22 protein-coding genes, 1 other RNA gene and 1 other annotated feature are annotated in these 19,530 nt (G+C 53.8%); of the genes, 12 read left to right on the top strand and 11 right to left on the bottom strand.

Annotated features, from left to right (window positions below; genetic code table 11):
- Position 1: 1 nt before the first annotated feature.
- Entirely contained in the window at positions 2–865 is an 864-nt protein-coding gene (gene tesB / locus G5574_RS18500; protein ID WP_006117944.1) for an acyl-CoA thioesterase II, read from the bottom strand.
- 192 nt (positions 866–1,057) lie between these two features.
- On the opposite strand from tesB, the gene G5574_RS18505 reads away from it, so the two are divergent.
- On the top strand, positions 1,058–1,615 hold the full coding sequence (locus G5574_RS18505) for a YbaY family lipoprotein (protein ID WP_006117943.1): 558 nt from the start codon (positions 1,058–1,060) through the stop codon (positions 1,613–1,615).
- 40 nt (positions 1,616–1,655) lie between these two features.
- On the opposite strand, the gene G5574_RS18510 is transcribed toward G5574_RS18505, so the two are convergent.
- A complete protein-coding gene (locus G5574_RS18510) occupies positions 1,656–1,997 on the bottom strand; it encodes an MGMT family protein (RefSeq protein WP_152998336.1) in 342 nt (113 codons plus the stop codon).
- A 134-nt stretch (positions 1,998–2,131) separates the two neighbouring features.
- Here G5574_RS18510 and ffs point away from each other — a divergent pair.
- An RNA gene (gene ffs / locus G5574_RS18515) (signal recognition particle sRNA small type) lies at positions 2,132–2,228 on the top strand.
- 167 nt (positions 2,229–2,395) lie between these two features.
- On the opposite strand, the gene G5574_RS18520 is transcribed toward ffs, so the two are convergent.
- From G5574_RS18520 to G5574_RS18530, 3 genes are all read right to left on the bottom strand, one after another.
- Entirely contained in the window at positions 2,396–2,611 is a 216-nt protein-coding gene (locus G5574_RS18520) for an HHA domain-containing protein (RefSeq protein ID WP_006117940.1), read from the bottom strand.
- 24 nt (positions 2,612–2,635) lie between these two features.
- Positions 2,636–3,013, bottom strand: coding sequence for an Hha toxicity modulator TomB (gene tomB, locus G5574_RS18525; RefSeq protein WP_039338473.1), 378 nt, complete (start codon positions 3,011–3,013; stop codon positions 2,636–2,638).
- A gap of 146 nt (positions 3,014–3,159) precedes the next feature.
- Positions 3,160–3,513, bottom strand: coding sequence for a hypothetical protein (locus G5574_RS18530; protein WP_033738682.1), 354 nt, complete (start codon positions 3,511–3,513; stop codon positions 3,160–3,162).
- Between the two features lie 349 nt (positions 3,514–3,862).
- Between G5574_RS18530 and G5574_RS18535 the strand changes: the two genes are divergently transcribed.
- Genes G5574_RS18535 through G5574_RS18545 form a run of 3 tightly spaced genes read left to right on the top strand, consistent with a single transcriptional unit; the run spans position 3,863 to position 6,258 of the window.
- Complete coding sequence (locus tag G5574_RS18535) at positions 3,863–4,531, top strand: metal ABC transporter ATP-binding protein (RefSeq protein ID WP_033738793.1); 669 nt, start codon at positions 3,863–3,865, stop codon at positions 4,529–4,531.
- The gene (locus tag G5574_RS18540) at positions 4,528–5,367 is read left to right on the top strand and encodes a metal ABC transporter permease (protein WP_006117933.1); all 840 of its coding nucleotides are present in this window, start codon (positions 4,528–4,530) and stop codon (positions 5,365–5,367) included. The genes G5574_RS18535 and G5574_RS18540 overlap by 4 nt, the downstream gene beginning before the upstream one ends.
- 12 nt (positions 5,368–5,379) lie before the next feature.
- Entirely contained in the window at positions 5,380–6,258 is an 879-nt protein-coding gene (locus G5574_RS18545; RefSeq protein WP_033738684.1) for a metal ABC transporter substrate-binding protein, read from the top strand.
- 57 nt (positions 6,259–6,315) lie between these two features.
- Here G5574_RS18545 and ykgO read toward each other — a convergent pair whose 3' ends face one another.
- The 4 genes from ykgO to G5574_RS18565 all read right to left on the bottom strand — a co-directional run bounded on the left by ykgO (position 6,316) and on the right by G5574_RS18565 (position 11,659).
- Positions 6,316–6,456, bottom strand: a complete 141-nt coding sequence (ykgO, locus tag G5574_RS18550) for a type B 50S ribosomal protein L36 (RefSeq protein ID WP_006117931.1) — start codon at positions 6,454–6,456, stop codon at positions 6,316–6,318.
- A gap of 11 nt (positions 6,457–6,467) precedes the next feature.
- Positions 6,468–6,722, bottom strand: coding sequence for a type B 50S ribosomal protein L31 (locus G5574_RS18555; RefSeq protein WP_164483024.1), 255 nt, complete (start codon positions 6,720–6,722; stop codon positions 6,468–6,470).
- 559 nt (positions 6,723–7,281) lie between these two features.
- Complete coding sequence (locus tag G5574_RS18560) at positions 7,282–10,440, bottom strand: multidrug efflux RND transporter permease subunit AcrB (RefSeq protein WP_033738689.1); 3,159 nt, start codon at positions 10,438–10,440, stop codon at positions 7,282–7,284.
- 16 nt (positions 10,441–10,456) lie between these two features.
- Positions 10,457–11,659, bottom strand: a complete 1,203-nt coding sequence (locus tag G5574_RS18565; protein ID WP_006117928.1) for an efflux RND transporter periplasmic adaptor subunit — start codon at positions 11,657–11,659, stop codon at positions 10,457–10,459.
- Positions 11,660–11,801: 142 nt separating this feature from the next.
- Here G5574_RS18565 and acrR point away from each other — a divergent pair, with 142 nt between their 5' ends.
- Positions 11,802–12,440, top strand: coding sequence for a multidrug efflux transporter transcriptional repressor AcrR (gene acrR, locus G5574_RS18570; RefSeq protein ID WP_039338471.1), 639 nt, complete (start codon positions 11,802–11,804; stop codon positions 12,438–12,440).
- Here the strand turns inward: acrR and rsmS are convergent.
- Together rsmS and priC are read right to left on the bottom strand one after the other, a co-directional pair.
- On the bottom strand, positions 12,437–12,592 hold the full coding sequence (gene rsmS, locus G5574_RS18575) for a pleiotropic regulatory protein RsmS (RefSeq protein WP_006117926.1): 156 nt from the start codon (positions 12,590–12,592) through the stop codon (positions 12,437–12,439). The two genes, acrR and rsmS, sit on opposite strands and share 4 nt — an antisense overlap.
- Positions 12,593–12,668: 76 nt before the next feature.
- Positions 12,669–13,199 carry a primosomal replication protein PriC gene (gene priC, locus G5574_RS18580; RefSeq protein WP_162286737.1) on the bottom strand — a complete coding sequence of 177 codons (531 nt, stop codon included), beginning with the start codon at positions 13,197–13,199 and terminating at the stop codon, positions 12,669–12,671.
- A gap of 57 nt (positions 13,200–13,256) precedes the next feature.
- Between priC and G5574_RS18585 the strand changes: the two genes are divergently transcribed.
- From G5574_RS18585 to htpG, 6 genes are all read left to right on the top strand, one after another.
- A complete protein-coding gene (locus tag G5574_RS18585; protein WP_164483258.1) occupies positions 13,257–13,646 on the top strand; it encodes a DUF454 family protein in 390 nt (129 codons plus the stop codon).
- Between the two features lie 145 nt (positions 13,647–13,791).
- Entirely contained in the window at positions 13,792–14,343 is a 552-nt protein-coding gene (apt, locus tag G5574_RS18590; RefSeq protein ID WP_006117923.1) for an adenine phosphoribosyltransferase, read from the top strand.
- Positions 14,344–14,501: 158 nt separating this feature from the next.
- On the top strand, positions 14,502–16,478 hold the full coding sequence (gene dnaX, locus G5574_RS18595) for a DNA polymerase III subunit gamma/tau (protein ID WP_164483025.1): 1,977 nt from the start codon (positions 14,502–14,504) through the stop codon (positions 16,476–16,478).
- Positions 15,820–15,881, top strand: a sequence feature (DnaX frameshifting element). Its footprint overlaps the gene before it by 62 nt.
- A gap of 56 nt (positions 16,479–16,534) precedes the next feature.
- Entirely contained in the window at positions 16,535–16,864 is a 330-nt protein-coding gene (locus G5574_RS18600) for a YbaB/EbfC family nucleoid-associated protein (RefSeq protein WP_033738698.1), read from the top strand.
- Complete coding sequence (recR, locus tag G5574_RS18605; protein ID WP_006117920.1) at positions 16,864–17,469, top strand: recombination mediator RecR; 606 nt, start codon at positions 16,864–16,866, stop codon at positions 17,467–17,469. The genes G5574_RS18600 and recR overlap by 1 nt, the downstream gene beginning before the upstream one ends.
- A gap of 98 nt (positions 17,470–17,567) precedes the next feature.
- Positions 17,568–19,442 carry a molecular chaperone HtpG gene (gene htpG / locus G5574_RS18610; protein WP_033738700.1) on the top strand — a complete coding sequence of 625 codons (1,875 nt, stop codon included), beginning with the start codon at positions 17,568–17,570 and terminating at the stop codon, positions 19,440–19,442.
- Positions 19,443–19,530: the final 88 nt, after the last annotated feature.

Here is a 19,530-nt window from a genome sequence, read left to right on the forward strand (position 1 = left end):
GCTATTCGCTGCGCTGACGCATAACGCCTTCCTGCACGGTAGACGCGACCAGCTCACCCTGTTGATTGTAAAACTCCCCGCGAACAAAGCCGCGTGCACCCGATGCTGAGGTGCTTTCCACGCTGTAAAGCAGCCAGTCATTGAAGTTCAGTGGCCGATGGAACCACATAGAGTGATCAATGGTCGCCACCTGCATATCGGCTTCAAGAAAACCTTTACCATGCGGTTGTAAGGCCACAGGCAGAAAGTTGAGATCGGACGCATAGCCAAGGAGATACTGATGGATACGCACATCGTCGGGCAGGGTGCCATTGGCCCGAATCCACACCTGACGCTGCGGTTTATCGACATGGCCTCTTAACGGGTTGTGGATCTGTACCGGGCGGATTTCCAGCGGGCGTTCAGCGACAAATTTTTCGCGTAATTTTTCCGGCAGCATATGCGCCATTTTTTGCGCCATTTGCTGCTCGTTGGCCAGGTTTTCCGGTCCTTTAACCTGCGGCATCGGTTTTTGATGTTCAAACCCGCTTTCCGGAGACTGGAAGGATGCCGTCATATAAAAGATCGGCTGACCATTTTGGATGGCACTGACGCGGCGCGCGCTAAAACTTTTGCCGTCGCGCAGACTTTCAACATCGTAAATAATCGCCTTTTGGCTGTCGCCGGGGCGAAGAAAATAGCTGTGAAAGGAGTGAACGCCCCGATCCTCTGGAACGGTCTGTTTGGCCGCAAAGAGAGCCTGTCCAACGACCTGACCGCCAAATACCTGACGCAGGCCCAAATCTTCGCTCTGGCCGCGAAATAACCCCTCGTCGAGTTTTTCCAGATGAATAAGATTAAGCAGATTTTCGAGTGCCTGACTCATGGCGCTATCCTGAGAAAATGTATTTTGTTAAGTGTGAAAGATCCGACCAGTTTCCGTCAACCACACTTTTGGACTTTCATCCAACCAGGCAAACTTTTGATTTTGTGCCAACATTAAAGCTATACGGCGAGTGAAACGCTGTAATAAAGATTCACTGCTAAAAATCATTCTGATCAAAAGGAGACGACATCGATGAAATTCTGGCATGTGTTAAGTGGCGTCGCGATGGCCATGGCTCTCGCAGGTTGTGCCCATAAAGGAAAACCAGTACCGACACCGACATTGGGCTCTGCGGTCGCAGGACAAACGGCGACCATCGCTCAGCCTAATGTAAGCGGGGCGGTTTATATTCGTCAGCGTATCGCGTTACCGCCTGATGCAGCCCTGACAGTGACCCTGTCTGATGCATCGGTGGCAGATGCACCGTCCAAAGTGTTGGCACAGCGCGTGGTTCGCACCGACGGGAAACAGGCGCCGTTCCATTTCATACTGCCGTTTAACCCAGCGGATGTTCAGCCAAATGCACGCATTTTGTTGAGCGCAGCAATTACGGTTAATGGCAAGCTGGCCTTCGTTACGGAAGAAGTGAAACCGGTCGTGAATCAGGGCGGCACCAAAGCCGATCTGGTGTTAGTGCCCGTGCCTTCTGTACCGATGAAGACTCAGCCTGGCGCCGTCACCACTGTGCCACCGACATCCCCCACGCAGGTTACGCCGTCCGCCGCCGTGCCGGCACCGACAACGATGTAAGGCTCTGAGGCAGGGCGGCGCGCTGTGCCGCCCTGCAGTATTAAAACTGCCAGCGAAACTTAGCCAGATCGATCTGACCTGCCTCCGTAACTTCCACGCCTTCCGCTTCCAGCGCTTCACGCTGACGAAAAAAACGTTCGCCCTGGAGCGAAAGCGTACCGTGACGGTTAATCACCCGATGCCAGGGAAGCGTACTGCCTTCCGGTAAGCGGCTCAGAACGCCGCCCACCTGGCGCGCCGCGCGGGGCGAGCCTGCCAGTAATGCCACATCGCCATAGGTGGTAACCTTGCCGGGCGGAATGGCGGCCACAATTTGCCAGATACGTTGTTTAAAGCCGTCAGTGGTTGAGTTCATAGGCTTACCTGCCAGTAAAAGAACCATAATGCTAACATAAAGGGGGTAATTTACAGGGATCGTACAAGAAACCAACGGTCATCCGTGCCAGGCTTGCAATTGCCATAGGCTTCCCCGATAATGCCTGCGCTCTCGATATGAGGGCTTGTCAATGGGGGCCCTGTTGGTTCTCCCGCAATGCTAGCTTGTGAACTCGGTCAGGTCCGGAAGGAAGCAGCCGCAGCAGGTGACGCGTGTGCCGGGATGTAGCTGGCAGGGCCTCCACCATTTTGTCTCCACCCGATTCCTCTCTTGTCACTCGCTTTTTTTGACACGCCTCTTTCTTCGCAGGCAGGCAAAGCTCGCCTGGGCCGATCCATTGCCGGCAGGCGAGTCGAACAGAAACGGGCGGGTTAAATCAGATTAAACGTAACGCAAAAATTAACTCAGCGTACAAATTTCCATACTGACACGGGGACTTTGTCATACAGTTTGTTCATCGTCAGTTCAGCCAGGCGGTGATCGGCTGCGGAGTAAAATACGGCTAATTCATCATCGGACAATTCATACTTATTTTTCTCAATCACTCTTTCGAGCGTGTCAATTGAGCGACAACGTCTCAGTCGCATCAAATAATCAGTTTTAGTCAGGGTTTTGTTCATAAATAAACCGTTCTCACGTCAGTACTATAATGAATGGCTTGGCTGTTGAAGATAAGCGCACTCTTCTTGAAACAGATTAAATAAACGTTTTGCTGAACGTTGCCAGCGCTGCAGATCCTGAGTGTTAACGCTATAGTTGCTAAATAGCATAAAAGTATCATCAAGATATTCATCGATTTGGGTAATCAGCGCTTCGTCTTCTGCATGCTTAATTTTGTAATTCATAGTGAAAGAGGCGATATGCTCTATCAGATCGTTCAGCTGTAAATTACCATCGGCAGTAGGGTCATTTACCCAGCCATGATGGCTGTCGGTTAATGTTGCCATACTGGCGTCAAACAAACTCTCACACACGTATTTAAGCTGGGCAATATCATGCCGTTTCGGTGAGTATTCGTCCATCTTTTTCCCCTCCGTAGCTAGCAAAGTTACCGCAATGCGGCCAGGTTCGGTGAAGCGGCCAGGAAGTGGTGGTTGGGCTTATAATTAACGGACTGCATTAAGGATAGTGTAAAATCATTAGTTCTGCTCACCTCCATTACTAAATATTACAATTCATCTCCGGGTGAGGGACGGTGATTCTCAATGGGCTCAAACACAAGCGCGGCAGGGCCGATATGAAAACTGACTTGTTCATTTTGCGTAATGGTTTCATTTAAATCCAGACAAGGATTAAATAAATTCCACTGGAAATCGTAAAGTAACTTAAATCTATTCGGTCCGGTCATCTGAACATCAATAACTTTTAAACTGTCTGGTACTAACTGAGCGTTTGCGGAATACCATTGCAAATCGCCAACCAGAGATTCTGTTATTTTGAGAATATTCCGTTCAATGATTGTAGCTAATTTTACGCAATCCGTTTCATTCTGCGCAACATCACATTCAATGCTTACTGACATAGCGTACTCATAATAAATGTCTTCAGACCCATCATTGATGTTCTTTTGTCGCTTTGCAAGTCCCCCTCTTCAGCAATATTGCTCTGTGATGCTCTCATTTAAGCAAGTGATTGATTCACTGCTGCTTCTTATTGGGCCTTATACGGGCAATTTGTGCCCTGGTTTATTTTTTGAAACACATTGCCGTGCCAGTGGGCGGACAACATCGGGTATGATGGTTGTTATGTTATAACATTTTTGGTGTAGTGATGAATCAAAGTGGACTGCTGATGTCACTCGGTGGACGGCTGTTGGTGGCATTGATGTTAATCGCCGTACTGGCGCTGGCGATGTGGTGGGGAATGCAGCCGTGATAACGTTCAGGCATTTGCAGGCAGGTTATCAGGGACGCGCGGTCACGCCCGTTGTGACAACAGAACTGGCGCAGGGCAGTATGACCGCCTTAATCGGTGCCAACGGCAGCGGTAAATCTACCCTGATAAAGACGATCGCCGGATTATTACCCCCGGTAAGCGGGCAGTGTGATGTGCGGATCTCGCGCCGTGAAGTGGGCTGGTTGCCGCAACGTAGCGAACTGGAAACGCGTTTCCCGCTCACCGTGTTTGAGCTGGTTTCTATTGGCTGCTGGCCGCGCTGTGGCTGGTTTGGCGGCATTAACCGGGCACTGCGCAATGAGATAAACGCCGCGCTGGATGCGGTGCAGATGCGTGATTATGCGGATGCTCAGCCCGCGACATTGTCTGGCGGCCAGCTACAGCGTGTCCTGTTTGCCCGGCTCATGCTGCAACGTAGTCGCTTGTGGCTGCTGGATGAGCCTTTTAACGGCATTGACAGCAAAACGGTGGCGTTACTGATGTCAATTCTGCAGCAGCAGCAGCAGGCGGGCACGACGCTGCTGGTCGTGTTGCATGACCGTCCGTTAGTTGAACGTTATTTTACGGATGTGCTGTCAATGGATGAGGGATCGCATCAGCGCAGTGCGGTTGCTATGACGCCGTTACGGAGCATTGCCCCGTGACGCTTATTCAACCTTTTATTGAATTCAGCTTTATGCGCAGGGCGCTGGTGGCCTGTATTGCTCTGGCATTCAGTGCCACCCCGCTGGGCGTCTTTCTCTCCTTACGGCGTATGAGCCTGATCGGTGATGCGTTATCCCATGCCGTACTGCCCGGTGCCGCCATTGGCTATTTAATCTCAGGCTTATCCCTTGTTGCGATGGGCGTGGGTGGGCTGATAGCGGGGCTGGCGGTGGCGTTATTGTCCGGTGCAGTCAGCCGTTATACGCCACTGAAAGAAGATGCGAGTTTTGCCGGCTTCTATCTGGGTTCGCTGGCGCTGGGCGTGACGTTAGTGTCACTGCGTGGCTCCAGCGTGGATCTGCTTCACGTCCTGTTCGGTTCATTGCTGGCGGTGGACAACCCGGCCCTGATCGTGGTGGGCAGCATCGCCGCGTTTACCCTCTTGATGCTGGCGGTGATCTATCGCCCTCTGGTTATTGACGCTTTTGACGCGGATTTTCTGCGTGCGCAAGGTAAATGGAGCGCACCGCTGGTGCACGGTATTTTCCTGACGCTGGTGGTGCTTAACCTGGTGGCGGGTTTTCAGGTGCTGGGCACGCTGATGTCGGTCGGGCTGATGATGTTGCCTGCCGCCAGCGCGCGATTCTGGAGCCGTCATCTGGTACTGATGCTGGGCGCGGCCATGTTGATGGCTGTCCTGTCGGCATTTACGGGGTTAGTCCTTTCCTGGCACTTTTCACTGCCGGCCGGACCGGCGGTGGTGTTGAGTGCCGCAATGTTGTTTTTTCTCTCCATCTTAACAGGGCCGTGCGGTGGCATTCTGCGCCGCCATTAATCAGAGGTAGCGATGAAGATATTACCCATTAGTCTGGCAATCGGTGCATTAGTCGTCAGCCCCTTCACCATGGCGAAAACGATCGATGCGGTGGCGAGTTTTACCGTGCTGGCCGATATCGTCAAACAAATTGGCGGCGATCATGTTCATGTTAAAAGCCTGGTCGGGCCCAATGGCGATCCCCATACTTTTGAACCGACGCCGCAGGACAGCGAAGCGCTGGCAAAAGCCGATGTGGTGTTTGTCAGCGGACTTGGTCTGGAGGGCTGGATGAACCGTCTGGTGACGGCCTCAGGTTATAAAGGGGAGCCCGTAGTGGCCTCGACAGGGATTGAAACCCGCACGATGGAAGAGGATGGCAAAACCATTACCGATCCCCATGCGTGGAACAGCATGTATAACGGCACCATTTATGCCAAAAACGTAATGAATGCGTTAATCAAGGCCGATCCCCAGGACGCTGAAGATATCCGTCAGCGCGGCGAAAAATATATTCAGCAACTGCAAAAGCTGGACGCCTGGGCCAAAACCTCTTTTGCCGCCATTCCGCAGCAAAAACGTAAGGTGCTGACCAGCCATGATGCTTTCGGTTACTTTGGGCAACGCTATGGCGTCACGTTCCTTGCGCCGGTTGGTTTCTCCACCGAAGCGGAAGCCAGCGCCAGCGATGTAGCCAGTTTGATCACCCAACTTAAGCAGGAGCATATCAAAACCTACTTTATGGAAAATCAGACCGATCCCCGTCTGGTGAAGCAGATTGCCAGCGCGACAGGCGCGAAGCCGGGTGGTGAGCTTTATCCGGAAGCGCTGTCCACCGCGTCCGGACCGGCGCCGACCTATGAAGCCGCGTTTAAACACAACGTTGACGTGATGCTCAAGAGCATGCGCTAAGCATAAAAAAAGCCGGAATGGCTCGAAAGAGACAGTCCGGCTAAGGTTCACGACACATCAACGTTTTTTCTTTCTTCCCTGCACGGCTTTAAAGCGCGGATTCGTTTTGCAGATGACATAGATACGGCCTTTACGCCGAACGACTTTGCAATCCCGATGGCGACGCTTTGCGCAACGGAGTGAGCTGAGTACCTGCATGTTGCCCTCGCTTATTTCCGACCCAGAAAACGCCCAAAACGCTGATTAAAGCGCGCGGTACTGCCTTCTTTGGCAAAGTCTTTCTGCTTACCGGTGTAAAACACATGAGAGGCCGAGGAGACATCAAGCGTCACATACGGCAGGGTTTCGCCTTCAAACTCAACGGTACGGTCGGTTTTGATTGTTGAACCGATTTTGAAAAAGACATCAGCCGAGGTGTCATGGAACACCACGGCACGATAGGAGGGATGAATATTCGTTTTCATACTTCTCACCAATGCAATGTTATAATATAACAATATTATGCGCCGTGGCCGATATGAATGCAACCCTGTAAAACCCAGGGGAAACAGCGGGGCGGCGATGGCGGGCAAACCGTGCAACGGACAGCACGCTGTCGCTGACTGAGAACAGGCGCAGGGCAGACCGTGCTTCAGGCAGACAGGAAAGAACAGATTTGCGCTGCCACAAAGACAAAGTGGCTTCAGACACGCTTGTCAGCCGCGTGACACGTCAGCGCAGTCTGACGAGAGGGTAAGAAGCCGGGCAGAGACAAGAGAAAGAAGCGGGTGTGAAATCAGCGTGAACCGGTTAAGACCGAAAAGAAGCAAAGTGACTCGTCAGGTCATCCGGGATCGCGCCGGACGTGACCAGCCTGAATGTAAAAGAGGGTGAGGAAGGCAGCGTTCACCCCGAGTGAACAGGAAGTTATCGCGATAATACAAGCCAGCGTCATCGTGGCAGCGGTTAATCCCTGCGGCTGTCAAAAAAGAGACGGCGTGAGGCATTAAAAAAGGCCGCTGATGCGGCCTTTAAGTTTACAGATTAATGCGAGTGGTCAGGATGATCGACGGGATGACCCTTTTCGATCTCGGCTTTGTTTTTACCAAAGCGACGACGCACCACCACAAAGAATACCGGTACGAAGAAGATGGCCAGCGCGGTCGCGGTCACCATCCCGCCCATGACGCCTGTACCGACCGCATTCTGTGCACCAGAGCCGGCACCGGTACTGATGGCCAGCGGCAGTACGCCCAGAATAAACGCCAGTGAGGTCATCAGGATAGGACGCAGACGCATACGGCAGGCTTCAAGCGTGGCTTCCACCAGCCCTTTGCCTTCTTTCTCCATCAGGTCCTTCGCAAATTCCACGATCAGGATGGCGTTCTTCGCCGAGAGGCCAATAGTGGTCAGTAACCCCACGACAAAGTAAACGTCATTGCTCAGTCCGCGCAAGGTCGTAAAGATCAATGCACCGACCACGCCCAGCGGAACCACCAGCATGACCGAGAACGGAATGGACCAGCTCTCATACAGGGCCGCGAGGCACAGGAACACGACGATCAGTGAAATGGCATACAAGGCAGGTGCCTGGTTACCCGACAGACGTTCCTGATAGGACATCCCGGTCCAGTCAAAGCCAATGCCCGACGGCAGTTTCGAAGCCAGTTCTTCCATCAGGTTCATGGCATCACCGGAGCTCTTGCCAGGGGCTGCCTGCCCCAGGATTTCCATAGACGGTAAACCGTTGTAACGTTCCAGACGCGGTGAACCATACTGCCAGCGTGCTGATGAGAAGGCAGAGAAGGGCACCATCTCGCCGTTGCTGTTTCGGACATACCACTTATTGATGTCGTCAGGCAGCATACGCGCATCAGCTTTACCCATCACGTAGACTTTCTTCACACGACCGCGGTCAATGAAGTCATTAACGTAAGAGCCGCCCCAGGATGCGCCCAGCGTGGTATTGATATCACTGAGTGAGACACCCAGCGCCTGGGCTTTCTCCTGATCGATATCCAGTTTGAACTGCGGCGTATCTTCCAGACCGTTGGGACGCACACCGACCAGCGTATCCGGATGTTGTGCGATCATGCCAAACAGCTGGTTACGTGCCTGCGTCAGCTTTTCATGCCCCAGGTTACCCTGATCGATAAGTTCAAAGTCAAAGCCGGTCGCGTTACCTAACTCGATAATGGCAGGCAGGTTAAACGCAAAGACCATACCGTCTTTAATTTGCGCCAGCGCTTGCATTGCACGTCCCTGGATCGCAGGCACTTTCATGTCGCTGCTGGTACGCTCATCCCACGGCTTGAGGCTGACGAAGGCAATACCGGTATTCTGTCCACGGCCCGCAAAGCCAAAGCCCGCAACGGTAAAGACAGATTTCACCGAGTCTTTTTCTTTCGTCAGGAAGTAATCAGAAACCTGATCCAGCACTTTCTGCGTGCGCTCTTGTGTAGCACCGGCAGGGAGCTGAGCCTGAGCCAGTAACAGGCCCTGATCTTCTTCCGGCAGGAACGATGAAGGCAGACGCAGGAACAGAAACGCCATTCCCAGCACAATCAGCAGATAAAGCAGCAGATAGCGACCCGTACCGCGAACGATGTGACCTACGCTGTCAACATAGTGATGCGTACTCTTGTCAAACAGGCGGTTGAACCAGCCAAAGAAGCCTTTGGTGGCACCGTGATCGCCTTTTTTTACCGGCTTGAGCATAGTGGCGCAGAGTGCGGGCGTCAGAATCAACGCAACCAGTACTGACAGCGCCATGGCCGACACGATGGTGATGGAGAACTGACGATAAATCACGCCGGTCGATCCACCAAAGAAAGCCATGGGAATAAAGACCGCTGACAGCACCAGGGCAATACCGACCAGTGCGCCCTGAATCTGCTCCATCGAGCGCTTGGTCGCTTCTTTCGGTGGCAGTCCTTCCTCCACCATGACGCGCTCGACGTTCTCGACCACCACGATGGCGTCATCCACCAACAGGCCGATGGCCAGCACCATCCCGAACATCGTCAGGGTGTTTATCGAGTAACCAAAGGCGCCGATAATGGCGAAGGTCCCCAGCAACACAACCGGGACGGCAATAGTCGGAATCAGCGTGGCTCGGAAGTTTTGCAGGAACAGATACATCACCAGGAACACCAACAGAATCGCTTCCATCAGTGTTTTCACCACTTCGAAAATAGAAATTTTAACGAACGGTGTGGTGTCGTAAGGATAAACGACCTTCATTCCCGCCGGGAACGTTGGCTGCAGCTTAGCCAGTTCGGCTTTAACGGCTTCGGCGGTATTCAGGGCGTTAGCGCCAGTCGCCAGTTTGATACCGATACCGGACGCAGGCTTACCGTTATAGCGCGCAATGATCTCGTAGTTTTCACCACCCAGTTCGATCTGTGCCACATCGCGCAGACGCACCTGAGAGCCATCGTTATTCACTTTCAGCAGAATGTTGCCGAACTCTTTGGTGGAGGTCAGACGCGTTTGCGCAATAATTGAGGCGTTCAGCTGCTGTCCCGGTACCGGCGGTGTTCCGCCTAACTGACCGGCAGCCACCTGGGCGTTCTGGGTTTTAAGCGCATTGATCACATCAACCGGCGTCAGCTGATAGTTATTTAACTTACTCGGATCCATCCAGATGCGCATCGCGTACTGCGCACCAAAGACCTGGGTATCACCCACGCCAGGCGTACGGCTGATAGGATCTTTGATGTTAGAGGCAACATAGTCAGCAATATCGTTCTGCGTCATGCTGCCATCATCGCTGATGAAACCCGCTACCATCAGGAAGCTACTGGAGGATTTTTTAACCTGAATCCCCTGTTGTTGCACTTCCTGAGGCAGCAGTGGCATTGCCAGCTGCAGTTTGTTCTGCACCTGAACCTGCGCGATATCCGCGTCAGTCCCTGACTGGAAGGAGATAGTCAGCGTCAGAGCACCCGAGGAATCACTGCTTGATGACATATACATCAGGCCATCAATACCGTTCATGTTTTGTTCGATGACCTGAGTCACCGAGTCTTGCAACGTTTTCGCGTCAGCACCAGGGTAGTTGGCCTGAATCTCAATGGCCGGTGGCGCAACATTGGGATATTGCTCAATCGGTAATTTAATAATCGATAACGCGCCCGCCAGCATGACGATAATAGCCAGCACCCACGCAAAGATTGGGCGATCGATAAAGAACTTAGCCATGTATCAACGGCTCCTGTTAGGACGATGTTTTAGCAGACTGGGCCTGAGAGGGATCACCTTTTGCGGCTTTTGCATCGTCTGTGACTTCTTTAGGTGTAACTTGTGCACCCGGTTTTGCACGCTGCAGACCTGTAAAGATCACACGCTCGCCCGCTTTCAGACCTTCTGTTACCAGCCATTTATCGCCAATAGCCTGGGCTGCTTTGATCTTACGTGCTTCAACTTTGTTGTCCGCGCCGACCACCATGACAGAGGCGTCACCGGTTGGTGTGCGCGTTACCGCCTGCTGAGGAACGAGCAGGGCGTTTGGATTGGTGCCTTCATCCAGACGGGCACGTACAAACATCCCTGGCAGCAAGGCTTTATCAGGGTTAGGGAAGATCGCGCGCAGGGTGATCGAGCCGGTGGTTTGATCAACGGTCACATCCGAGAACTCCAGCGTACCCGGCTGAGCATAGTTTTTACCATTCTGCATCAGCAGGGTAACGTTGGCTTTGCCATCGTTCTGTTTCAGCTGACCGGACTCCAGTTCTGAACGCAGACGCAGGAAATCTTCACTCGACTGGGTAACATCGACATACATCGGATCCAACTGCTGCACCGTGGCCAGCGCTGTGGTTTGCCCGCTTTGTACCAGCGCACCTTCTGTAACGGATGACTTACCAATGCGGCCACTAATAGGCGAAGAGACTTTTGTGTACGCCAGGTTAATGCGTGCGGTTTCTACGTTAGCCTTCGCGGCCTGAACGGCCGCATTGTTTTGTGCCGCGGTGGCGACGGCATTATCGTAGTCCTGCTGACTGATATATTTGGTGCCAAGCAGTGGCTTATAACGATTGACCGTCAGTTGCGCTATACGTGCATTAGCCTCTGCTTTCGCTAAATCGGCTTTGGCGCTGTCATAGGATGCCTGATAGGTCGCGGGATCGATCTGATAGAGCGATTCACCGGCTTTAATCTCACTGCCTTCAATAAAGTTACGCTTCAGAATGATACCGGAAACCTGCGGACGCACTTCGGCAATACGGTAAGCCAGAGTACGTCCAGGCAGTTCGGTCGAAATTTTTAGGGGTTCACTTTTAACGGTGACAACACCGACTTCCGGCGGCTGTTGTTGGGCGGCCTGGTCGGATTTATTTCCGTCACATCCTGTTAACACAAAGCTGCCTGAGAGCATCAGGACGGCCGCCAGAGGCGTTAACCCTCTGAATTTGTTCATAAATAAACCTCTAGAGTCCGATATCAAATGATCAATGGATCACAAAGCCATGAACCCATTGCTGCGTATTATTTTAGCTCGTGCTATGGTACATACATTCACAAATGTATGTAAACTTACCTGTTTGTAAAAAAAGTCCCCTATGGCACGAAAAACCAAAGCGCAAGCTCTTGAAACCCGGCATCAAATTCTGGACGCCGCCCTTGCTCTGTTTTCGAAAGAGGGGGTTTCAGCCACCTCCCTGGCGGACATCGCTTCTGCAGCCAGCGTAACCCGTGGCGCTATCTACTGGCATTTCAAAAACAAAGCCGATTTGTTGAACGAAATATGGCTTCGCTGCGATGCCGGGCTTAATGAAGTGAAACTTGAGTATCAAACAAAATACCCCGGTGATCCACTCTCCATTTTACGGGCGATGCTGGTCTATATCTTTCAGGCGACTGCGCGCGATCCGCAGCGCCGTGCGTTGATGGAAATCATCTTTCATAAATGCGAATTTGTCGGGGAAATGGCTGCCGTAAAAAGTATCCAGCAAAGTCTGTTGCTTGAGCGTTACAACGAAATAGAAGACGTACTGCGTCAGTGCATTGATGCCGGGCAACTTCCAGAAACGTTCCAGACCCGACAGGCGGCGTTAATCATGCGCAGCTATGTCAATGGCATGATGGAAAGCTGGCTTTTTACGCCTGGCAAATTTGATCTGGTTGCCGATGCGCCCGAACTGGTGGATGCCCTGATTGATATGTTGCGCTTAAGTCCGACGCTGGCAAAAAAGGCTTAGTCTTTGCGCTGTTCGTCGCGTTTCTTTTCGTAATCGCGCTGAACAATGGCCAGGGCGGACAACACCGTTTCCACCGACAGTTGGTGTTCTTCAAACAGCTGAATCAAATCTACCGCCAGTTTGACCTCTTCGGGGGCCGTTTCCAGGGACATCATTCCTCCTGCGACGTTGTATCATGGGCCTGATAAGCGTGCCATCCTGCGATGGCGGTCTTGCAAAGATAGCGCATTAACTGCTAAACGGGCTGTCTGACAGTGACATTGCCCACTCCACCGAGCGGATCGCCTGCCGGCAGCGTGCCATACGGCCTTCCAGTACCTCCAGGTCTTTTTTCAACTGCTGCTGAACGGCAAAGGTTTCTGCCAGCGCCAGCCGTTGCTCCCGCTGGTCGATCATCGCCTGTAGTCGACGCTCATATTCCCGGTATTCCAGATATTTTTGCTGACGGGCGGAAGGCCGGACACGTTCTGCGCGGCTACGAAGTTGCTGGGTACTGGCTTCACGCTGCAGGGCGGCGATTTGGTCCACCAGATGACCCGCCAGCCACTGGCTACGTTCCACATCCTCGCCGGCCTGACAAAGGCGCTGATAGTTGTGCTCAATCTCCTGCAGATAATCGGCCAGTCGGGTCCCTTTCGTCGTAAAAAGTTGGTTGTCAAAACGCGGCGAGCGACACTCGCCGTCGGGATGGCTGTGGATGGCCTGGCGCAAGGTGAGAAGGCAGTGATGCAGCCTTTGCCGCGTCGGATGCTTACTCATTGCGCCCAACGCAGGTATGCTAAAGTCATGCAACGGAAAACGCATTGGGTGGCAGGTATGCAACGCATTGTCTTATTAACCCTGGGTTGGCTGGCGATAGTGCTTGGCATACTGGGCATTGTATTACCTTTATTACCTACAACGCCATTCATGCTGCTGGCAGCGTGGTGTTTTGCCCGTTCTTCACCACGTTTTCATCACTGGCTGCTCTGGAAATCGCCCTTTGGTCGCTATATTCGCCACTGGCAACAGCATCGTGGCATACCGCCAGGGGCAAAAAGCCGCGCCATCGTACTGATTGTGGCGACATTTGCGTTATCCTTGTGGCTGGTGCCTGTGCTGTGGGTACGGATCATGCTGGGCATCATGTTGTGCCTTCTGTTGCTGTTTATGTGGCGGATGCCGGTGGTGGCAGAAACACCAGACGACAGTTTACCTCCGCGATAAAGTTGCAATTAGCCGGCCATTTGCTTAGATTTGGGCCTCTTCGTGTGCGGCTTCCCATTATGAATGTATTTCCGCTGAACCTTTAATCAGGTATTGGCGCTATTGAAGCTGCGCAAAACAGAATTTTTTTACCAGGCTTAAGATTATGACCGACACTGCGCAGCAGCTTGAACTGATTAAAAACAGTATCAAAAGTATTCCTGATTACCCGAAGCCGGGTATTCTTTTCCGTGACGTCACCAGCCTGTTGGAAGACCCGAACGCCTATGCAGCGTCCATCGCCCTGCTGGTTGAGCGCTACCGTAATAAAGGCATCACCAAAGTTGTCGGCACAGAAGCGCGTGGCTTCCTCTTTGGTGCGCCGGTTGCCCTGGGGCTGGGGCTGGGTTTTGTCCCGGTGCGTAAACCGGGCAAACTGCCACGTGAAACCTACAGCGAATCCTACGAGCTGGAATACGGTACCGACCAACTGGAATTGCACAAAGATGCGATCCAGCCGGGCGACGTCGTGCTGGTGGTCGACGATCTGCTGGCGACCGGCGGAACGCTGGAAGCCACGATCAAACTGATCCGTCGTGCAGGCGGTGAAGTGAAAGATGCTGCTTTTATTATTAACCTGTTCGATTTGGCAGGGGAAGCCCGCCTCAAGGCGCTGGGCGTTGACAGCTACAGCCTGGTCAATTTCCCCGGCCACTAAGCCTCGCTTCTGGCCTCGCGCACCTGTGGGGCCATTCCGCTTTACCGCTTCAAGATAACGAGTGATAGGTGAAAGCGTAGCTGTTAGACTACTGCAATCATATACAGGGGTTGCAGTGCGTCTGCGCTCACATTTCCATCCAAATTCGTCGAAACCACATGAGCTATCAGGTACTTGCCCGAAAATGGCGTCCACAGGCGTTTGCTGATGTTGTCGGTCAGGAACATGTTCTGACGGCGCTGGCGAATGGATTGTCTCTGGGACGCATCCATCATGCTTATCTCTTCTCCGGCACACGGGGCGTAGGGAAAACCACGATTGCCCGTCTGCTGGCAAAAGGCCTTAACTGCGAAACCGGGATCACCGCCACGCCCTGTGGCCAGTGCGATAACTGCCGTGAGATCGAACAGGGCCGTTTTGTCGATCTCATCGAAATTGATGCCGCCTCGCGCACCAAAGTGGAAGACACGCGCGATCTGCTTGATAACGTGCAGTATGCGCCCGCCCGCGGCCGCTTCAAGGTTTACCTTATTGATGAAGTGCACATGCTGTCGCGTCACAGCTTCAATGCGCTGCTGAAAACGCTGGAAGAACCGCCTTCACACGTTAAATTCCTGCTGGCGACGACCGATCCGCAGAAACTGCCGGTGACAATCCTGTCCCGTTGTCTGCAGTTTCACCTTAAAGCGCTGGATGTTGACCAGATCCGTCAGCAGCTCGACAACGTATTAGAACAGGAGCAGATCGCCCGGGAACCGCGGGCGCTGCAACTGCTGGCCCGAGCTGCCGATGGCAGTATGCGCGATGCGCTGAGCCTTACCGACCAGGCCATTGCGATGGGCGAGGGCAGCGTGACCAGCGCGACCGTCGGGGCGATGCTCGGGACGCTTGACGATGAACAACCCCTGGGGCTGCTTGAAGCCGTAGTCGACGGCAACGGAGAACAGGTGATGGCGTTGCTGGCGCAGGCAGCTTCGCGCGGGGTTGACTGGGAGGCATTGCTCGTTGAGATGCTGCGCCTGCTGCACCGCATTGCCATGGTACAGTTACTGCCTGCCTCTCTTAACGACGATGAAGAAAGCAATGCGTTGCGCCTGCGGGAACTGGCGCGCGTCGTGCCGCCTGCCGATCTGCAGCTTTATTATCAAACCCTGCTGATGGGGCGCAAAGATTTACCCCTTGCGCCCGATCGTCGTATGGGCATTGAGATGGCCTTATTGCGCGCGCTGGCGTTTCATCCCAAAGCGGCCGTCGCGGAGCCGATCGCGCGGCCCACGCTGACCGCGCAGTCAGCGCCGGTGCCGGTACAGAACGTACCGCCGTCGCCAACCGAATCGGCGCCCGCTGCCAGGCCACAAATGGCGGCACCCGAACCCGCTTCGGCACCAACCGCGCAGTCTGTCTCGCCAGCGGCACCCGAACCGTCACTGTCCAGTTCCACCAGCCAGCTCCTGCAGGCGCGCACCCAACTGCTGCGCCAGGGAGCAAACAAAGCAAAAAAGAGTGAGCCGGCAGCGCCAGGTGCGCGGCCGGCCAGTTCTGCCCTTGAGCGACTGGCCTCGGTGACCGAGCGCAGTCAGCAGCGTGTGCGTGAGCGCGCCCCTGAAGCGCCGGTAAAAAAAGAGGCGTACCGCTGGAAAGCGCTGACGCCCGTAACCGAAGCGGCCGCGCCCGTCGCCACGCCAAAAGCCTTGCGTTCTGCGCTGGAGCATGAGAAAAATCCTGAGCTGGCCGCACGGCTGGCTGAAGAAGCCCAGCAGCGTGATGCCTGGGCGGCTGAGGTGGCCGGTTTGCCGCTGCCTAAACTGGTTCAACAGCTGGCGTTGAATGCCTGGAAAGAGACCACCGAGCAGGGTATTTGCCTGCATTTACGTTCCAGCCAGCGCCACCTGAATTCGGCCTCCGCGCAGCAGGCCCTGACCGCCGCATTGAGTCAGGTTGCCGGACACCAGGTTGAACTGTCGGTTATTGAAGACGATAATCCTACGGTATTGACGCCACTGGAGTGGCGTCAGGCCATTTATGAAGAGAAGCTGGCGCAGGCGCGTCAGTCCATCTTGAGTGACAGCCACATTCAAACCCTTCGTCGCTTTTTCGATGCCGATTTGGATGAGGAAAGCATTCGACCCGTTTGAACACGCTGCAACGTTATGAATAAACCGCGTTGTAGCCTCAGCAGAGAGAGAAAACTATGTTTGGTAAAGGCGGATTGGGCAACCTGATGAAACAGGCCCAGCAGATGCAAGACAAAATGGCCCAGGTTCAGGAAGAAATTGCCGCCCTGGAAGTCACGGGTGAATCAGGCGCAGGCATGGTCAAAGTGACCATCAATGGTGCCCACAACTGCCGCCGTGTGGAAGTCGATCCCAGCCTGCTGGAAGATGACAAAGACATGCTGGAAGATTTGATCGCTGCCGCCTTCAACGACGCGGCGCGTCGCATTGATGAAGCGCAGAAAGAGAAAATGGCGTCTGTCTCTTCAGGCATGCAGTTGCCACCAGGCTTCAAGATGCCGTTCTGATGCAAACCAGCCCACTGCTAGAGTCCTTAATGGAGTCATTGCGCTGTTTGCCGGGCGTTGGGCCGAAGTCGGCGCAACGGATGGCGTTCCAACTGCTACAGCGCGATCGTAGTGGGGGAATGCGGCTGGCACAGGCGCTGACCCGGGCAATGTCGGAAATCGGTCACTGTGCCGATTGCCGCACCTTCACCGAGCAGGAAATCTGCACTATCTGCGCCAATCCCCGGCGTCAGCAAAACGGTCAGATCTGCGTGGTGGAAAGTCCGGCAGATATCCATGCTATTGAGCAAACCGGGCAATTTGCCGGCCGTTATTTCGTTCTGATGGGCCATCTTTCGCCCCTGGATGGCATTGGCCCGGCAGATATCGGTCTCGATCGGCTGGAACAGCGTCTGGAGAAGGAAGCGATTCAGGAAGTGATCCTGGCGACCAACCCCACCGTGGAAGGCGAAGCGACCGCGAACTACATTGCAGAATTATGTGGCCAGTATGGCGTTGAAGCCAGCCGCATTGCGCATGGCGTTCCGATGGGCGGCGAACTGGAAATGGTGGATGGCACCACGCTATCCCACTCACTGGCAGGCCGCCAGAAGATTAAATTTTAAACGCTTGCCGGCGTTGTGAAAAACGCCGGCTTGAAAATCCTGCATGTACCCCCACATCCTCCTCAACGTTCGTTAAATCTGATTCTGTTGAGGTAGCAATGACCATGAAAGGACAAGAGACTCGTGGCTTTCAGTCAGAGGTAAAACAACTTCTGCACCTGATGATCCATTCTCTCTATTCAAACAAAGAGATTTTCCTGCGTGAACTGATTTCCAACGCCTCGGATGCGGCGGATAAACTGCGCTTCCGCGCGCTGTCTGATGCCAGCCTGTACGAAGGCGATGGTGACCTGCGCGTGCGTCTCTCTGTCGATAAGGATAACCGCACCATCACGCTGAGCGATAACGGTATCGGCATGCGCCGTGATGAAGTGATTGAAAACCTTGGCACTATTGCGAAATCCGGCACCAAAGCCTTTCTGGAATCCCTGGGCTCCGATCAGGCCAAAGACAGTCAGCTGATCGGTCAGTTCGGTGTGGGTTTCTACTCGGCCTTTATCGTTGCCGACAAAGTCTCGGTGCGCACGCGCGCGGCGGGTGCCGCCGAAGACGAAGGCGTGTTCTGGGAATCGGCAGGTGAAGGTGAGTATACCATCGCTGACATCAGCAAAGCCGATCGCGGTACGGAAATCACCTTGCACCTGCGTGAAGGCGAAGATGAATTCCTCGACAGCTGGCGCGTCCGCAACATCATTGGTAAATACTCCGACCACATTGCGCTGCCGGTTGAAATCGAAACCAAAGATGAAGAAAGCGGCACCACGACCTGGGAGAAAATCAACAAAGCTCAGGCGCTGTGGACCCGCAGCAAGTCAGAGATCAGCGACGAAGAGTACAAAGAGTTCTACAAACATATTGCCCATGATTTCAGCGATCCGGCGACATGGAGCCACAACCGCGTAGAAGGGAAACAGGAGTACACCAGCCTGCTATATATCCCGGCTCGCGCACCGTTCGACATGTGGAACCGCGACCATAAACATGGTCTGAAACTCTACGTGCAGCGCGTGTTTATCATGGATGACGCCGAGCAGTTTATGCCGAACTACCTGCGCTTTGTGCGCGGCCTGATTGACTCTAACGATCTGCCGCTCAACGTATCGCGTGAGATTCTGCAGGACAGCCGTGTTACCCAGAATCTGCGCGGCGCGTTGACCAAACGTGTTCTGCAGATGCTGGAGAAGCTGGCGAAAGAGGACAGCGAAAAGTACCAGACCTTCTGGAAAGAGTTTGGTCTGGTCCTGAAAGAGGGCCCCGCTGAAGATCACGCCAACAAAGAGACGATTGCCAAACTGCTGCGTTTTGCCACCACACAAAGCGAGAGCGCGGCGCAAACCGTGTCGCTGGAAGATTACGTCAGCCGTATGGTCGAGGGTCAGGAGAAGATCTACTACATTACCGCCGACAGCTATGCTGCAGCGAAAAGCAGTCCGCATCTGGAGCTGTTCCGTAAAAAAGGCATTGAGGTCCTGCTGCTGTCCGATCGTATCGATGAATGGATGATGAGCTATCTGACCGAGTTCGACGGTAAGGCCTTCCAGTCCGTCAGCAAAGCGGATGAAGCGCTGGATAAGCTGGCTGACGAAGAAACGGAAGCGCAGAAAGAAGCGGAAAAAGCGCTGGAACCTTTTGTTGAGCGCGTGAAAACGCTGCTGGGCGAACGTGTGAAAGAAGTCCGTCTGACGCACCGTCTGACCGATACGCCTGCGATTGTGACCACCGATGCAAACGAGATGACCACGCAAATGGCCAAACTGTTCGCGGCGGCCGGACAGGACGTGCCGGAAGTGAAATATATCTTCGAGATCAACCCCGATCACCAACTGGTGAAGCGCGTGGCAGATACCCAGGATGAAGCCCGCTTCGGTGAATGGATTGAGCTGTTACTGGATCAGGCCCTGCTGGCAGAGCGCGGCACGCTGGACGATCCTAACCAGTTTATCCGTCGGATGAACCAACTGCTGACGGCGTAAGACGACGAAACCGGTGAGATCCTCACCGGTTTTTTTTGGCTGCAGTCTTCCTGCCTGCTTTCCGGCACCCATATTTGTTGCGCAACCG

The organism is Pantoea stewartii (assembly GCF_011044475.1).
In the GTDB taxonomy this organism is placed as follows: domain Bacteria; phylum Pseudomonadota; class Gammaproteobacteria; order Enterobacterales; family Enterobacteriaceae; genus Pantoea; species Pantoea stewartii.

Coding starts and splice junctions, on each gene's coding strand:
- tesB (WP_006117944.1), bottom strand. CDS start 865: ATGAGTCAGGCACTCGAAAATCTGCTTAATCTTATTCATCTGGAAAAA.
- G5574_RS18505 (WP_006117943.1), top strand. CDS start 1,058: ATGAAATTCTGGCATGTGTTAAGTGGCGTCGCGATGGCCATGGCTCTC.
- G5574_RS18510 (WP_152998336.1), bottom strand. CDS start 1,997: ATGGTTCTTTTACTGGCAGGTAAGCCTATGAACTCAACCACTGACGGC.
- G5574_RS18520 (WP_006117940.1), bottom strand. CDS start 2,611: ATGAACAAAACCCTGACTAAAACTGATTATTTGATGCGACTGAGACGT.
- tomB (WP_039338473.1), bottom strand. CDS start 3,013: ATGGACGAATACTCACCGAAACGGCATGATATTGCCCAGCTTAAATAC.
- G5574_RS18530 (WP_033738682.1), bottom strand. CDS start 3,513: ATGTCAGTAAGCATTGAATGTGATGTTGCGCAGAATGAAACGGATTGC.
- G5574_RS18545 (WP_033738684.1), top strand. CDS start 5,380: ATGAAGATATTACCCATTAGTCTGGCAATCGGTGCATTAGTCGTCAGC.
- ykgO (WP_006117931.1), bottom strand. CDS start 6,456: ATGCAGGTACTCAGCTCACTCCGTTGCGCAAAGCGTCGCCATCGGGAT.
- G5574_RS18555 (WP_164483024.1), bottom strand. CDS start 6,722: ATGAAAACGAATATTCATCCCTCCTATCGTGCCGTGGTGTTCCATGAC.
- G5574_RS18560 (WP_033738689.1), bottom strand. CDS start 10,440: ATGGCTAAGTTCTTTATCGATCGCCCAATCTTTGCGTGGGTGCTGGCT.
- G5574_RS18565 (WP_006117928.1), bottom strand. CDS start 11,659: ATGAACAAATTCAGAGGGTTAACGCCTCTGGCGGCCGTCCTGATGCTC.
- acrR (WP_039338471.1), top strand. CDS start 11,802: ATGGCACGAAAAACCAAAGCGCAAGCTCTTGAAACCCGGCATCAAATT.
- rsmS (WP_006117926.1), bottom strand. CDS start 12,592: ATGTCCCTGGAAACGGCCCCCGAAGAGGTCAAACTGGCGGTAGATTTG.
- priC (WP_162286737.1), bottom strand. CDS start 13,199: ATGAGTAAGCATCCGACGCGGCAAAGGCTGCATCACTGCCTTCTCACC.
- G5574_RS18585 (WP_164483258.1), top strand. CDS start 13,257: ATGCAACGCATTGTCTTATTAACCCTGGGTTGGCTGGCGATAGTGCTT.
- apt (WP_006117923.1), top strand. CDS start 13,792: ATGACCGACACTGCGCAGCAGCTTGAACTGATTAAAAACAGTATCAAA.
- dnaX (WP_164483025.1), top strand. CDS start 14,502: ATGAGCTATCAGGTACTTGCCCGAAAATGGCGTCCACAGGCGTTTGCT.
- G5574_RS18600 (WP_033738698.1), top strand. CDS start 16,535: ATGTTTGGTAAAGGCGGATTGGGCAACCTGATGAAACAGGCCCAGCAG.
- recR (WP_006117920.1), top strand. CDS start 16,864: ATGCAAACCAGCCCACTGCTAGAGTCCTTAATGGAGTCATTGCGCTGT.
- htpG (WP_033738700.1), top strand. CDS start 17,568: ATGACCATGAAAGGACAAGAGACTCGTGGCTTTCAGTCAGAGGTAAAA.